Origin of the sequence: Spirosoma utsteinense, assembly GCF_014282275.1 — a bacterium.
Lineage (GTDB): Bacteria > Bacteroidota > Bacteroidia > Cytophagales > Spirosomataceae > Spirosoma > Spirosoma utsteinense.
The window spans coordinates 60,637-76,117 of record NZ_VFIA01000031.1; the positions used below are offsets into that span (position 1 = coordinate 60,637).

Genomic DNA, 15,481 nt, shown 5'->3' on the forward strand with positions numbered 1-15,481 from the left:
ATCGCTACAAAGGCAACGGCCCACCCGCGTACCCGACATTCGGGAATAGGCAATGATCTGAGAACTGAAAAACAGGAAAGTGGTTCATTTACAAATCATTGCGTCATGATTGACTTTCGAAACAAAGATTTAGTATATTTGTTAAGTAGGGTATTAGCCTATTCATCAATGAAAGAACATTACTCAATCTAACCGCTATGAAACTACGATCTTCCTCCGGCTCATTCGAATTATCCATCCTCGGCTACGGGAGCGACGTTGCTCACTGGCGTGAACGTAACAATTTACTGTGTCGATTTTCTACCAGCTGGCGTCAGCAAACCGATTCACAGTCAGTGCCCCTGAAAACCTGGGAGGTGAACCGGCTGCTCAACGGCCTGAAAGCACTCTGGACCAGAGCCGCCAACCGCATCGATTTGACTTTTTCTGAGCCCGGACTTAGTGTCGAGGCTTCTGCGTTGCCCAATGAGAAATACCGGCTGCAGATTCAGTTAGACCACGCGCTTACGCCAGCCTGGCATAACTATCCTGATGTTCCTGTAGAGTTGAATCTATTGCTCAACCGTGCCCAGTTGCAGGAAGCGATCGACCAGCTATCGGGTCAGTTAGCCAGCTATCCTGAGCGGTGAACAAGGAGCCGTTTGTTACTTTATGAACAGAGATTTGTATTTACTAACGTATATACCTATCTTTCTGCCGTGTATCTCTATGTGCTTAGATTACAAACACTCCCCCTTTACACATACACGTGTAGTCTATGTTATTGATCGGCCAGCGCAGCTTTTTCGAGCTCAACATCCTTGATTACGAACACGCGCCGGACAGCTCCTCGCTGGCTGATCGGAATTTGTTGTGGGTAGCGGTGCGGTCGGGTTGGCAACATCACCAGTCTACATCTACAGCGGCAATTCTGCACACGTATGAGGTTGAAAAATTGCTCAACTGGCTTCGTTTGCTGCACACTACTGGCCGCTCTCAGAATCGTTTGTTATTCAATGAGCCTTGTCTGAGCTTTGAATGTATTTCGGCCGATTCCGATGAGTTTCTGTTGCAAATAAAACTTGCCTTCGAGGTCGCACCCGACTGGCACGACGACCCATTTTCTCCTTTCTGGTTACCGGTAGTTATTCCAAAACGGAAGTTGTTGGAGGCTATCAATCAATTGTCGGACCAGTTCCTCAGTTTTCCGGTACGTCGATGAGGTTACCACTTGGTAACATCATTGGCATTATACATATTTGTAGCCAGACTATAAATTCGGTAGATTTATAGTATTAATACTGCAGCCCGAATCGGGTTTGTACACACACGCCTAATTTAAAACATAAACAGCATCAGTATGAAAGTTGTCAAGCGTAGAAATCGCCAGATGACCATGGAGCGCATCCTCCGCGCAATGGGCGATGTCATGGCTGAACGGGGGACAGAAAAGGCAGGGATTAATGCCGTAGCTGAACGGGCTGGCGTTAACAAGGTGCTTATTTACCGCTACTTCGGTGGATGGAACGGGCTGCTGGAAGCCTATGTCCAGCGTGGATTCTTCCTGTCGATGTTCAATGAGAAGTTTCTGGAGTCAGTGCCGGAGTCATTGCCCGTCGAGAACCGAAGTAAGGTATGGTCAGAGTATACCATTCAGTTTATGCGCGAATTCCGGGCCCGTAAGCCATCGCAGGAATTGATCCGGTGGGAGATGAGTCATGGCGAAACCGAACTGGCCCGCCGTCTGGCCGAATTTCGCGACCAGTCCTACAAAGACCTGGTCGACAAACTAGCTCCCTATTCGGATTATGACCCCATCGCCATTACCAGCCTGATGATAGCCGCTGTCACGCATATGGTACTGATCAGTAGCCAGCGGGATAAAATAGTAGATATTGATCTGCGCTCGGAAGCAGGCTGGGAACGGTTGGAAACCGCTATCCGGCGCATCTATTCCAGCCTTAATTTTGCCCTGGAGCGCGAAAGCACCAGGAAAGTAGAGGTTAAGTAGCCAGTCCCATTTCTATAAGGCGTGTATCAGGTCTGATTTGGATAGTATACCAGATTAGCCAGATATACGCCTGTTCCAGTTAAAGGCTCTCTATTTCAGCCCCAATCGTCATTGATCTTTTTACATGAATCGATGCGTGGGCCGTGGCGGGCATGGCTGACCCACGTAGCCTCAGCAGGTGCTGCAAATAAAACGGGGGATGGCCCTGAGCATGTGTACGTAGCGAAGTAGCCGAACGTATAGTTGAGGTAGTTTTACCACGATAAAATCTGCCACTGATTTATGACTCCACAGGTCGACGTTGCTATAATCGGGGCTGGATTTGCTGGTCTGGGCGCGGCTATCCGGCTGAAACAGCGTAGGGGTACCTCGTTTATCGTGTTCGAGCGGGCGGCTCAAGTGGGTGGTACCTGGCGCGATAATGTCTATCCGGGATGCGCCTGCGACGTTCCTTCCCACCTCTACTCGCTGTCGTTTGCGCCCAACCCGAATTGGTCCCGGATGTACTCGACCCAGCCCGAAATTTTTGCTTACCTCAATGATATCGTCGACACCTATCAACTGGCTTCTGCCATTCGATACAATACCGATATTATCCACACGGCGTTTTCTGAATCTGCTGGTTTCTGGACGCTGACCGATCGGGCTGGCGGCCTGACAACGGCCCGCGTCGTTATTGGCGCTATTGGACCCCTTAACCGGCCGAGTATGCCAACACTGGCCGGGCTGGATACGTTTACCGGTAAGGCTTTTCATTCCTCAACGTGGGATACTACCTGTGAGCTGGCCGGTAAACGGGTTGCCGTCGTTGGAACGGGGGCCAGTGCTATCCAGATCATTCCCCAGATAGCGCCTATCGTGGAGCAGCTGACCGTTTTTCAGCGGACGGCCCCCTACATAACGGCTCGTTCTGACCGGGCCGTTTCCTCAACCGAACAGCGGCTGTTTCGCCGGTTGCCCCTGTTACAGCAGGCTTACCGGTCAGGTATCTACTGGTTGAATGAACTGCGGGGTCTGTCATTCCTTGGTAATGAGACCTTTAATAAACTGGGTACCCGGCTAGCGCTCAGACACCTCTACGCATCTATCAGCGACCCTGTACTACGGGCAAAGGCAACCCCTGCCTATAAGCTGGGTTGTAAACGAGTGCTGGTGTCAGACGACTATTACCCAGCCCTGACCCGGTCTAACGTCGACCTGGTGACCGATTCGATCGAGCGGGTTACGCCGACTGGTATCCTGACAAAAGACGGTACGGAACGGCCTGTCGATGTACTTATCTTCGGTACTGGCTTTGTCGCTTCCGAAATCATCTGCGATCTTCATATCGTGGGTCGGCAGGGCCGCAACCTCTTCGACCAATGGCTGGCAACAGGGCCCGAAGCGCACTATGGTATTACCGTATCGGGCTATCCCAATCTGTTGTTTCTGGTTGGACCAAACACCGGGCTTGGCCACAATTCCATTGTCCACATGATCGAATCGCAGGTTCAGTATGTGCTGGGTTATCTTGATTTGCTGGATCAGGCGGGGCCAGACGCGTTTCTGGACGTAAAGCCTGAAGCGCAGGAAGCCTATAACAAGGGCATTCAGGAAAAAATGGCGGGTACTGTCTGGGCGTCGGGCTGTCAGAGCTGGTATATGGATTCGCGCGGGAAAAACACGACGCTCTGGCCCGCCCTGACAGTGACCTACCGCAAAGCCACAAAACGGGTTGACCCGGCCGACTATGAAGTAGTACCCATCCGATACCCAGACCCATTGGCCGTTCCTGCATCTCCGGCCTGAGAGCAGCGAGACTTACGCAAGATTTTCGCGCAGATAGGTGGCCATCTGCAATCCCGACGTAAAGGCTCCTTCCACATTGCCATCGCCAAATCCATCGCCACCAAACAAAAGGGGTGACAGTGCTGCAGCGGCCAGGAATGAGCCGGGATAGCGTTGGTTGGCAAGGCTATAGCGCCATCGGTGGACCTGAATGCTACGTACCGCGCTGGCGGGTATCCACTCGCTTACCTGATCGATGAGTTGCTGACCAATACCAGAAAGATCGCTGTCGAAGTGCGCCTGGCTGAAGTCGGCGCTGGCGTGAATCGTTACAGATGGCTGGTCCGGCGAAATTCCTTTTTGTCCATTGTCGGCTATCCAGGCTACAGAACCCGTCTGGTAGCGGATGGCACCGGGAGGGGGAAGAAGACTCGGCTGATTCATCGCTACCATCACCGCGATACAGGGGTGATACGTAATAGCCGAGAGGGCTTGCTGATCAGAAGCGGTCAGGCCGACATGACTTTTCTCAAGCAGGGTCAGGGCCTGAGGTGCCGGAATCGTGACAATCAGTGAATCGGCCCGATACTGCGCGCCCGCTTCCGTTTCAACAAGCCAGCCCGTATCGTCGGTTCTGATCTGGCAAACGGTTTCGTTCGTCAGTACGGTCAGGTTACGCGCCAGCGCTTTCGCGATCTCATTCATACCGTTGGCACCTATGTACCGCGAATGGTTGAAATTCGTGTCGCCCAGCGTAGCTTGCTCCAGGTGCCACTCGGCCACGATGCCTTGTGCCGATAAATCCTGAAGGAGGTGTTTGAAAGCGGTTGTTTTGGCCGAGATATACTGTGCGCCATGATCCAGCCGGGCCTGTTCGATGCGTCGGGTAGCTAGCCGGCCACCAATCCCGCGGCCTTTATCGACGACAGTAACATCCCAGCCGTAGCGGGTTAATTCACGCGCGGCTGTCAAACCGGCCAGGCCTGCGCCAATAATGAGGGATGAAGGCATTTAATTTAAACTGATTTTGGAATGCGATTTACAATTTAAACCGAACAGTTTGTAAATCGCATCGAACAAACTGTTTATTCGATTGGCCGTCCTGTTCATGCGCTTGTTGTCTCGCTACGTCCTACCACTTCTGATCGCGCTGCCAATTGGTTTCCTGATCCTTTATCCGCAGTTGGTACGGTGTATGCGTATCAGCTACTCGAACGATTTTCGGGTGGTTGTGGCTCCGGGCCGGGAGGGCTTTATTTATGTGAACCGATCCGCCAGCGCTACCCAGCAAACTCAGGTAAGCCGGCATATGGTGGCCGCCCGCCATCGTATTCGGCGGTTCTGGGGAGGCCAGCAGGGAAAGGCCATACTGATCTACTGTACCAAACAGGCTGAGTACGAGGAATACTGCGTGGGCGGTGAGGGGGCAGGCTGTAGCATCGGCACATTTTGGGGCGCATCGTACCTGATTCTTGGGCCCGACGGGAATAGTACCGACGTGATCGCTCATGAACTCTGCCACGATGAGCTTTTTGCCCGCTTAGGGTGGTGGCGGGTAAAACGCCAAATTCCTCAATGGTTCAACGAGGGGCTGGCCCTGATGGTCGACTACCGGTTCAGTAATCCGTCGGTCTGGGAGCAGCCCGATAGCCTTCAACCACCTTCGAATACTTTTGACGATGACAACCTGATGCCCTTTGCCCGTCGGCCGATGCTCAAACTGGCCGATCTGGAAACGACCCGCGATTTTTTTGGTGGTGACTATGGCCATGTTATGCTGGCCTACCAGACCGCAGCCGACGAAGTGTCGCGCTGGCTGGCATTGGTTGGCCGGGCGGGTGTGCCTGCCCTGAGCGATGCCATTGCTGAAGGCGCTGATTTCGGTGATGCATACCGGCAACTGGAGCGGGCAAAACGGCAGACGCCTACGAAGTAGCCGGTTGTTCCGGTAGCCAGATGCCGATACGTTGATTGCTGCCAAACACACGGGGAGACTACAATTGTTGTGATTTATTAGGCGACAATAATAATGCCCCCCGGCTATTCCTTTCACTTGGAATAGCCGGGGGGCAGGGTACTATACGATGGATTCTTAGAGAGGACTACTAGTAGATATATGTAAAATGGATAGCGTAGCAGGGTTAAAAAAGAATACTGGATCGTGTTTAGGAATCAGGTCATCCGGTAAAAATGAAAAGGTAAACGTTGAGTAAATCAGTTTAAAGGGTGTGGTTAGAAGTGGAAAGCCACTTGGGTAGTTTTGTTCGCTTGTTCGAACACAATTCCGAATGATTAAAAAAATGGTTAAAAAAAGGAAGGTACATAACACGCCTAAGGCATTTCAAAATTCTTCTCTTTCGACGTCATTTTATATCAAATTCGGGACATATTCTTATCCATTTGGGACAGGCTCTGAACTTTTACGTCACCTTTATATACTAAATTTTCTTTATTGATTAGTTGTTGATGAATTCCAACGGTGTTTGGCCATAGAAATTTTTGAACACTTTAGCGAAATGCGACTGGGTTTTGAATCCGGTGAGGTAAGCAGTTTCGGCCGCATTGTGGCCCGATCGTAGCAAGTCGGCCGCTTTACGCAGACGATACTGGCGGATAAGGTCATTAGGTGCCAGTTGGGTCAGGCTATGAATTTTCCGATAAAGTGTCTTACGACTCATGGACAATTCGCTGGATAACCAATCGACATTGATAGAAACGTCGATGAGGTTCGTTTCCAGCCGTTCATATATCTGGCGCAGGAAAGGGTCCAGCTCTGTTTCAAGCGGGGCGGGGGTTTCGGGCTGGGAGAGTTGCCGACGGTAATAGTCCCGCAGCTTTTGTTGCCGCCCAATCAGGTTGCGCAGTCGCAGGTGTAATTCCTGCTGGTTGAATGGCTTGGCCAGGTAGTCATCGGCACCTTCCGCCAGTCCATCGACCCGGCTTTGATGAGCCGCCCTGGCCGACAAGATAACGACGGCTATATGCTCGGTCTCCGGATGGCTTTTTATAAGCCGCGTTAGTTCGTAGCCATCCATCACCGGCATCATTACATCCGACACGACCACATCCGGCAATTCGGCCTGAGCCAGTTGCCAGCCTGCTTCGCCATTGGCCGCCGTTAGAACCCGGTAAAACATAGCCAGTTCAGTCGCTACAAAGCCACGCAGTTCGTCATTGTCTTCCACCACCAGAATGACTGGCGTGAGAACATCATCGTCTGGCCGTTCATCGGCCGGAACAAGTACTGGAGGAGCGATAAGTGGATGATGTTCGCCCGTTGGTACGGCCAGCGGAATCGACTGTATCGACAAGCTATCCGAAATGGTATCCGGCTGTGTTGTCTGTACGGGTAATGTCAACGAAAAGGTGGTGCCTGAACCAGACTCGCTTTTTACCGCTATCGTTCCGCCGATAAGGGCGACCAGCTCATTGACGAGTGAAAGACCAATGCCGGTGCCTTCATAAGCGCGGGTGCGTGAATTATCGACCTGGTAAAAACGATCGAAAATGCGCGGAAGCTCTTCGCTCGGAATCCCGATACCCGTATCGGCCACCACCAGGCTGACGGTTTGCGTTGGCTCGGTCTCCGATGGTGCCCCTAACGCCAGGGTGAGCGTAACCTCCCCGCCACTGCCCGTAAATTTGAGGGCGTTCGACAGGAGATTGGTCAGGATTTTTTCCCACTTATCAGCATCGAACAGATGTTCCTGTTGGATATCCTGTGTGTTGTAGTGTAGGGTTACGCCTTTCTGCTCAGCCGCCGGGCGGAATGAGTCAATTAGCTGACCCACAAATTCGGTAAGAATACCCCGCATGGTCGATACGCCCATGCTGTTGGCTTCCAGCTTTGACAGATCCAGCAACTGGTTGATAAGCCGCAGTAACTGGCGGGCGTTTCGCTGGACAAGCGCCAGCGTCTGGCGCGTGCGCGTATCGAACTGAGGGTCCAGCAGTAGTTTCTCCACCGGCGATATGATGAGCGACAGGGGCGTTCGAAACTCGTGGGTGATATTGGAGAAGAACCGTGTTTTCAGTTCATCGACAATTTTTAGCTGTTCTGTTTGCTGACGATTGAGTTCGATCTCCTGCTGCTGCCGGATTCGGTTCGTATACAGTCGTACCGATCCAATAAGGACGCCACCAATGACGAGCGCATAGAATCCATAGGCCCAGCCTGTTTGCCACCAGGGTGAACGGATGATGAGCTGAAGGGAGATGCCCCGTTCGTTCCAGATGCCGTCACTGTTCGATGCCTTTACCCGAAACTGGTAGTTGCCCGCGGGCAGATCGGTATAGTTGGCAAAGCGACGGTTGCCACTCGCTACCCAGTTGGCATCGACCCCCACTAACTGGTAAGCATACCGGCTCTGGCGGGGCAAAACGTAGGTAAGGGCCGCAAACTCGAACGAAAGAAAATTCTCGTTATGGGCCAGCGTAATAAGGCTGTCAGGTATGGGTCGTCTTTGGTTAAGGACCTCGAAATCGGTGAGTTGAACCGGAAATGGGCGCCTGTCGTCGCGGATGCGGGCCGGATTGACCTGCACCAGTCCGTTCAGGCTCCCGAACAGGATTTCGCCCGGTCGGGCGTAGACGGCGTTCTCCAGAAAATCATTACTTGGTAATCCATCATTAACGGTATAACTCCGGATACGGCCTGTGCGGGGGTCATACCGACACAAGCCTTGATTCGTGCTCAGCCAGAGGTAACCCGCAGCATCGCCCGCAATGCCAACCACCCGATTACTGGGTAACCCTTCCTGAATGGTGACAGCCGAAAATAGCCCGGTCCTGGGGTCGCGCCGGATCAATCCGCCCTGATTGGTACCCGCCCAAAGTACCCCGGCGGCATCTTCATAAAACGTAAGTACTTCATTACTGCTAAGCTGGCCCGGCTTTGGCCCCGCCCGGTAGTGGGTAAATCGGCCTGTGCGGGGATCAAGTCGGCTGATGCCTTCCCCGTTGATGGCCACCCATACATGTCCTGTTCGGCTGGCCAGCAGTGCATAAACAAACATGTCGGGTAAGCCCTTACTATCGGCTGGGTCGTACTTGTAATAGGTGTAGCGGTGCGTTTTCTTGTCGAAACGGGCAATGCCGCCTTCACTACCGATCCAGAGGCTGCCCGCCAGTCCCTCACTCATAAAATGGCCTGACAAATCGGCTTCATAACTTGTATAGCGATTCGACCGGGCATCATAGGCCATCAGCCCCTTTTCGGTACCCAACCAGATTCCATCGGGTCCATTCGGCAGCATGGAAAAAACAAAGTTTGTCTGACTGGCCGATACGCCCAGCTGAGCCGGCTCTATTTGGGCGGAGCCACCCTGCCGGGCATCGGTTCGATGGAGGGTATGGTAATTACTGAGCCAAAGCCGGTTCTGGCTGTCGAGTAGTACGGCGTTGACCCGGTTCTCGATCAGGTTGGCTGTACTGGTGGTTGGTTTTAGCTGATACGTAACGAACGGCTTGGTATTGACGGGTTTTTTATCGACCCCATTGTCAGTACCTACCCACAGGGTTCCGGCCCGATCGATATACACGTTCTGTGCGCTGATACTACTAATGGCACCGGGTAAACTGGGGTCGGGCCGATAGGTAGTTACCTGCTGGTGTTTGGTATCAATACGTTGCAGGCCTTCGGTAGTGCCTATCCACAGATTTCGGGTGGTATCGAGTTGAAGGGAGTGAAGAAAGATGAACTTGTTGATTTTCCCGCCTGGATTATAGGGTGTCAGTTGACAGGGCTGGGTGTCCAGCCTCAGCTGGAATAATCCATGGCCAGCCGTTCCCAGACACAGCACATTCGGGTCGACTTGAACGAAGGAATTGAATGTAGGCTGGGGGCCGCTGCTTACCGGAGCAGGCAGCAGGGTATACCGTCCGGTTCGCCGGTCAAAAAGATGAAGTCCCCTGGCTGTGGCAACCCACAGGCGTTGTTTAGTATCTTCGAAAACACGCTTGATGGGCATGTCGGGCTGGGGCGAGGGATAAAGCACGAAGTGATGTCGGTCGGGCTCGTAACGAGCCAGTCCATTATACGTACTAAGCCAGAGAAACCCCTGGCTGTCCTCATAAACATCCAGTTGGGTATTCCAGCGGTTGGCGTTCCTGGCCAGAATAGGGTGGGGCGTTACCTGGCCGGTTAGTCGGTCGACGGCATGAAGTCCCCCCCCTTCAGTAACGGCCCAGACCCGGTCTGCCCGCCCCTGGCAAAGGCCCGTAACCCGGTTGCTGCGAAAACTGTGGTTCGGGCGGGCCGGGTCGGGCCGAAAAATGATGAACGTATGCCCGTCGTACCGGTTGAGCCCGTCGTTGGTCGCGAGCCACATAAACCCGGCCCGATCCTGAAGCATACAGTTGACCGAGTTATGAGAAAGGCCGTCTTTGACCGACAGATGTTCGAACTGATCGAGGGACGGTTGAGCAACAGCGGATGGTTGCCCGGTCAAAAAAAACAGAAAGAAAAAGAATTGTCCGATCGCTGTGAAAAGTAGATTTGTCCAGTAGAACAAGTCGATTTTACGGCGACATATGGGCGCTCCCGTGTGGTGAAGCGCTACATAACCATTCATAAAAGGTTGCGTAGAAAGTTATCTCAAACAGATCTTATTAATATATCACGAATGTATATCAAATAGATTACATTATTGATATGTCTACCAGCCTACCACGCGACTACTTGTTTTTGCCTGCGCCAGGTCGCCTGGCAAATGGCTCAGTATTTCGTTTTTAAGCGCGTTGATGAGTTTGCGCTTAAGAAAACTACGGTGTATTACCAGACTAACTTCACGTACGGGTTGAGGAGCCGCGCCGGGCGATTGATCGAACGGCCGAAGCCGTGCCCGGCGCTGATCGGTCATGTCAACGGTAGCGAGGTAGGGAAGGAGCGTAAATCCATCCTGTTTGTCGATGAGCTTGATGAGTGTTTCCAGAGAGCCTGTTTCGTAGCGTAACCGCACTGGCCGTGGTTTCTCCGGCGATTCGATAGCCGTTCCAGCCGGTTGCTGAAGCATGGTTGACCCACTAGCCATTCGGTCGGCACCACAGAGGTTGATAACCTGGTTGCGAAAGCAGTGACCATCGGTTAGCAGCCAGAGGCCATCTGTTTGCAGGTCGGCTGCCGTCACGGCTGCTTTCGCCAGCAATTCATGGGAATCGGCCGCATACACGACGAATGGTTCCTGAAAGAGGGGTATCTCGGTAATACCATTTTCGGTAAGGGGCGTTACAACCAGCCCTACATCGATGAGGCCGTGGCGAAGTCGATCCACAATTTGTTCCGTCACCAGTTCCTGAATCTGTACCGAAACTGCCGGGTATGTCTGAATAAACTCACCAATAAAGTAGGGAAGCAGGTACGGAGCCAGCGTTGGAATAATGCCAATGCGCAGATCGCCCTGGAAATCATTCTTCGATTCGCTGACGATCTCCGGTATACGCCGGGCTGCCCGTAGCACATCACGTGCCTGAGCCAGAAGGGCCTGGCCGGTTTCGGTTGGTACAACGGGTTGCTTGGATCGGTCGAACACGAGGACGCCCAATTCGTCTTCCAGCTTCTGAATCTGCATACTCAGCGTTGGCTGCGTAACGTGGCAGGCTTCGGCTGCTGTAGCAAAATGCCGGTATGTATCGACAGCAACAATGTAATCGAGTTGAGAAAGCGTCATAGCCAATGAAGGATGTCAGGCAAGCAACAGATGATAGAGGAAAGCGGATAAATAGTGTTGATGGGTACAATCATTCATCGCTCACCCTTCATCAATCAGCATTATTCAACTTACTTTTGTCTAATTAAAACGATATCGTTTATGAAAACACGTCGACTGCTCTTTTTTTTGCTGGTATTAAGTACATCGACTGGTATGGCTCAGTCCAGGAAATCATCGAATCCACCCGCAGCGGGTTTCGATATGGCTGGTTCTGATCCCAAAGCCGTGCAGATTGCTGATCAGGTCATGGTAGCCATGGGTGGTCGGAAAGCCTGGGACAATACCCACCTGATTGCCTGGAATTTTTTTGGTGCCCGCAAACTAGTCTGGGATAAATGGACCGGTACCGTACGGGTCGATAACCTGCGCGACGATCAAACAGTGCTCCTGAACATCAACACCGACAAAGGTCGGGTATTTCGAAATGGCAAGGAACTCACCGAGCCTGATTCGGTAGCCAAGTACGTAAAAGCGGGTAAAGCTGCCTGGATCAATGATTCGTACTGGCTGGTTATGCCGTTCAAGCTCAAAGACTCGGGCGTGACGCTCAAATACCTGGGCGACACAGTAGCTACGAAAGACGGGAAAGCCGCCGACCTGATTCAAATGACGTTCAAGGGAGTAGGCGTAACGCCCGATAACAAGTACCATATCTGGATCGACAAGAAATCGCATCTGGTCACCCAATGGGCACACTACCCTAAATATACTGACGAAGTACCCCGCTTCACGCTGCCGTGGGCCGATTACAAGACGTACGGGTCTATCCTGTTGTCTGGCGAACGGGGTGAGCGTGACCTGACCGAAATTATGGTTTTTACCGGCCTTCCTGGTGAAGTATTCAGCGATTTCAGCCGTACGGACTTGAAACGCTACCCGCAGGAAGACTAAGTGACACACCGACCAAAAGCGACGTTCATCGACTATGTCGAGTCTACGGTATTTTCGTAAACTAACTTCTTAACATCCCTGTTTCCTCCCTATGGAAGCACCTGTTCTACAGCCCCCCGTTCTAACACCAGTGCCCGTTGGCAAAACGGGCGTATTGATCGTTAACCTAGGTACGCCCGATAGCCCTTCGGTGCCGGACGTGCGGAAATACCTGCGCGAGTTCCTGATGGATGGACGCGTCATTGATGTTCCTTATATTCCTCGTTTCCTGCTGGTCAATGGGATTATTGCTCCGTTCCGGGCACCCAAATCGGCTAAAGTGTACAAGCAACTCTGGACCGAGGTAGGGTCGCCCCTGAAACATTACGGTTATGTTGTTGAGCGACAGTTGCAGGAAGCGCTTGGCGATGCGTATGTAGTTAAGCTCGCCATGCGTTACCAAAGCCCCAGTATAGATGCGGGCCTGGCCGATTTTCAGCGGATGGGCCTGACTGATCTGGTCGTAATCCCCTTCTTCCCGCAGTATGCTTCGGCTTCAACGGGATCGGTGTACGAAAAGGTAATGGACATTCTGAAAACATGGCAGGTGATGCCCAAACTCCGGTTTGTCAATCGGTTTCTGGAGCATCCTAAATTCATAGAAGCGTTTGTTCAGGCGGGTCGAAAATACCTCACGGAGCGTCACTATGACCATGTTCTGTTTAGTTACCATGGCTTGCCTGAGCGTCAGATCCGAAAGGGCGATGTTACGAAAGACGTATGCCGCTTTGGCGATTGCTGCGGCTCACTTACGGCCATGAATCAGCACTGTTACCGGGCGCAGTGCTTTGAAACTACGCGCCGGATCGTGCGCGATCTGGGTCTTGCCGAAGGAAGCTATACAACTTGCTTCCAGTCACGCTTAGGCCGTGATCCCTGGATTAAGCCCTATACCGATGATATCATCAAGGAACTGGCAGGCAAGGGGGTGAAGAGCGTGCTGGCTTTCTCACCTGCTTTTGTGTCCGATTGTTTGGAAACAACAATCGAGGTGGGCGAAGAATATAAAGAAATGTTTGAAGAACGAGGGGGGGAACACTGGCAACTGGTCGAAAGCCTCAACGACAATCCGTTATGGGTGGAGACGCTCGTTGACCTGGTCAAAACAGCCTAAACTCGTTTACACTAAGGAAAGCCCGCGACACTGTGTTGCGGGCTTTTTTGATGGGCAGTGAAACGGCTGTTAAGGCTCTGCAGCTGTCTGGTTTTGCGCCTGAACGGCACAGCTCGATCTGGATCGGTTTCAACGCTTGGCGGTACCCATGAATAGCGCTCACGTCCTGCTCATTCGGACTGACGTATGTGTTATATTATTATGTGTAAATGGTAACATAAGCGGCCGCCTAGTTGATCGGGTAACGGACATGTGGGATTTGAATCATTGTTGATTGAATCGTTAGGTTAATGGCCAGGATTAGGTAATACCACTTCGGGTAAGTAGAGTTAGTGCGGTCAGGCATGAAAATCTCGCGAAAGATGCCATATATACCAGAAAAGATTTCGATTCTCAGCGTTATCTATTGATAAAGAGCGTGTTATATCTATGGCTTGATTGGCCCATTGCTACTAAAGGTTAATTCGTGTGTAGTCATCTTATTTATTGTATGGTAGGTAAGCTGATGAAACAATTCCACAAATCTTTTATGAAATAAGAGTTGCGCGGAGAAAATTGGCACGTGATAGTGCAGGGAACTTGTTTAGTGCACTCTTTGCAGGTAGGTAGATTTATAAACTATTAAGTCAATTATGTAGATACTAAATTGCCTAATTATCTAAAAAGTTAATTTATTGCATAGCTGTCTGGTATAATGGCTTAATATTTGTTATTCAAACTGCGTGGGAAAATTCTAAATATTATTCTATGCACATTAATTGTACCATTTTCAGCAAATACGTGTGTATGAGCGTTGTTAAATATTTTTATACATTCATCTGTTTGGCTCTCATTTCATTGGTGCCTGCATCAGCTGAAACCTTACCTGGTCATAGGCTTACGGCTAACTGGCCCGATAGTGTGTCGAGTGCCACCCCTGTAAGCTATTGGGGCCCCCTGCCGCTGAAAGTGATTTCTCCACTGTCGAGTGTTTCGAATGATCCTATTCGGTTTAGTATACAGTGCAGTAAGCCAACTGTGCGGTTAGGTGAGCCATTCGAGCTAATCATTACGGCTGAACTACTGAATATTTCGCCTAACCTGCTCTTCTTTCAGTCAGGTTTTAACACCTACACGCTCAAATTGTTGATGCCTGCCGGTTTTGAGCAAACGGGGGGCGACTTCACCGATAACGTGACGGGGCAATTGTCTTATCCGTCACGTCCTGTAATGACCTATCATGTTCGAGGATTCTTCCGGACGGTTACGCCGGGTACAGGCTTTCGCTTATTACGGGGGCAGGCCAACGATCAGGGACTGTTTGTTGAAAAAGCGGTTGTTACAGTAAAAACAGAGGTGGATGACAACGTTGTTGTTCCACAAGCCGCATCCAATCCCGGTAATTTGCCAACCGTAACGTTGTTCGTGCAAACGGATGGTAGTTTAGCAACCGGATCGGGCCGGGAAGCGGCTGCTTCATATCGTGGCTTCCTGGACTATGCCGCCTGCGACGCGGTTTCAGGCTGGATACTGGATGTAAACAATTTTAGTAAATCGCAGGAAGTCGACATTTATATCAATGGTGTTAAAGTGGCTACCGTGCTGGCCGACCAGCGTCGTCAGGACGTGGCGAAAGCCTATGGCGTGAAAGATTTTAGTGAGTACGGGTATGTCTGGGTTATTCCAGACTATTATAAATCAAACACTTCACTGACTATATCGGTGCGGCCAGCCGATGCGTCGGTAAACTTAGCGAATAGTCCCACCAGAACGGACGTTTGCCCTGGTTCGGTCGTGACGCCCCCTACAACCGTGACGGTCACTCCGCCCACTACGGTCACAGTAACCCCCCCGACAACCGTGACGCTAACCCCGCCTACGACGGTCACGGTCACGCCCCCGGTCACCACTACACTGGGTGGGGCGCTGACGATGTTGCCTCCAACCTACAACTGCGCCACGGGTAACATCATCTTCAACACCAGCGGGGGC

At 51.7% G+C, this 15,481-nt stretch carries 11 protein-coding genes; 8 read left to right on the forward strand and 3 right to left on the reverse strand.

From position 1 onward, the window contains the following. Positions 1 to 197 precede the first annotated feature (197 nt). From FH603_RS20845 to FH603_RS20860, 4 genes are all read left to right on the forward strand, one after another. The gene (locus FH603_RS20845; RefSeq protein WP_186739638.1) at positions 198 to 629 is read left to right on the forward strand and encodes a WapI family immunity protein; all 432 of its coding nucleotides are present in this window, start codon (positions 198 to 200) and stop codon (positions 627 to 629) included. Positions 630 to 757: 128 nt separating this feature from the next. Continuing rightward, positions 758 to 1,201, forward strand: a complete 444-nt coding sequence (locus FH603_RS20850) for a WapI family immunity protein (RefSeq protein WP_186739639.1) — start codon at positions 758 to 760, stop codon at positions 1,199 to 1,201. Positions 1,202 to 1,339: 138 nt separating this feature from the next. After that, entirely contained in the window at positions 1,340 to 1,990 is a 651-nt protein-coding gene (locus FH603_RS20855) for a TetR/AcrR family transcriptional regulator (RefSeq protein WP_235985450.1), read from the forward strand. Between the two features lie 282 nt (positions 1,991 to 2,272). Beyond that, on the forward strand, positions 2,273 to 3,778 hold the full coding sequence (locus tag FH603_RS20860) for a flavin-containing monooxygenase (protein ID WP_186739640.1): 1,506 nt from the start codon (positions 2,273 to 2,275) through the stop codon (positions 3,776 to 3,778). Positions 3,779 to 3,790: 12 nt separating this feature from the next. On the opposite strand, the gene FH603_RS20865 is transcribed toward FH603_RS20860, so the two are convergent. Next, positions 3,791 to 4,768 (reverse strand): NAD(P)/FAD-dependent oxidoreductase, encoded by a 978-nt coding sequence (locus FH603_RS20865; protein ID WP_186739641.1) that lies wholly within the window; start codon positions 4,766 to 4,768, stop codon positions 3,791 to 3,793. Between the two features lie 97 nt (positions 4,769 to 4,865). Here FH603_RS20865 and FH603_RS20870 point away from each other — a divergent pair, with 97 nt between their 5' ends. Next, complete coding sequence (locus FH603_RS20870; RefSeq protein ID WP_186739642.1) at positions 4,866 to 5,693, forward strand: hypothetical protein; 828 nt, start codon at positions 4,866 to 4,868, stop codon at positions 5,691 to 5,693. 520 nt (positions 5,694 to 6,213) lie between these two features. On the opposite strand, the gene FH603_RS20875 is transcribed toward FH603_RS20870, so the two are convergent. Continuing rightward, positions 6,214 to 10,329 carry a hybrid sensor histidine kinase/response regulator transcription factor gene (locus FH603_RS20875; RefSeq protein ID WP_186739643.1) on the reverse strand — a complete coding sequence of 1,372 codons (4,116 nt, stop codon included), beginning with the start codon at positions 10,327 to 10,329 and terminating at the stop codon, positions 6,214 to 6,216. An 84-nt stretch (positions 10,330 to 10,413) separates the two neighbouring features. Beyond that, a complete protein-coding gene (locus FH603_RS20880; protein WP_186739644.1) occupies positions 10,414 to 11,424 on the reverse strand; it encodes a hydrogen peroxide-inducible genes activator in 1,011 nt (336 codons plus the stop codon). A gap of 141 nt (positions 11,425 to 11,565) precedes the next feature. Here FH603_RS20880 and FH603_RS20885 point away from each other — a divergent pair, with 141 nt between their 5' ends. The 3 genes from FH603_RS20885 to FH603_RS20895 all read left to right on the forward strand — a co-directional run. Beyond that, positions 11,566 to 12,357, forward strand: a complete 792-nt coding sequence (locus tag FH603_RS20885) for a hypothetical protein (RefSeq protein ID WP_186739645.1) — start codon at positions 11,566 to 11,568, stop codon at positions 12,355 to 12,357. Between the two features lie 91 nt (positions 12,358 to 12,448). Continuing rightward, positions 12,449 to 13,510, forward strand: coding sequence for a ferrochelatase (hemH, locus tag FH603_RS20890; RefSeq protein WP_186739646.1), 1,062 nt, complete (start codon positions 12,449 to 12,451; stop codon positions 13,508 to 13,510). A gap of 840 nt (positions 13,511 to 14,350) precedes the next feature. Beyond that, positions 14,351 to 15,481, forward strand: a 1,131-nt coding sequence (locus FH603_RS20895; RefSeq protein WP_186739649.1) for a hypothetical protein, incomplete at its 3' end; no start/stop codon positions are given.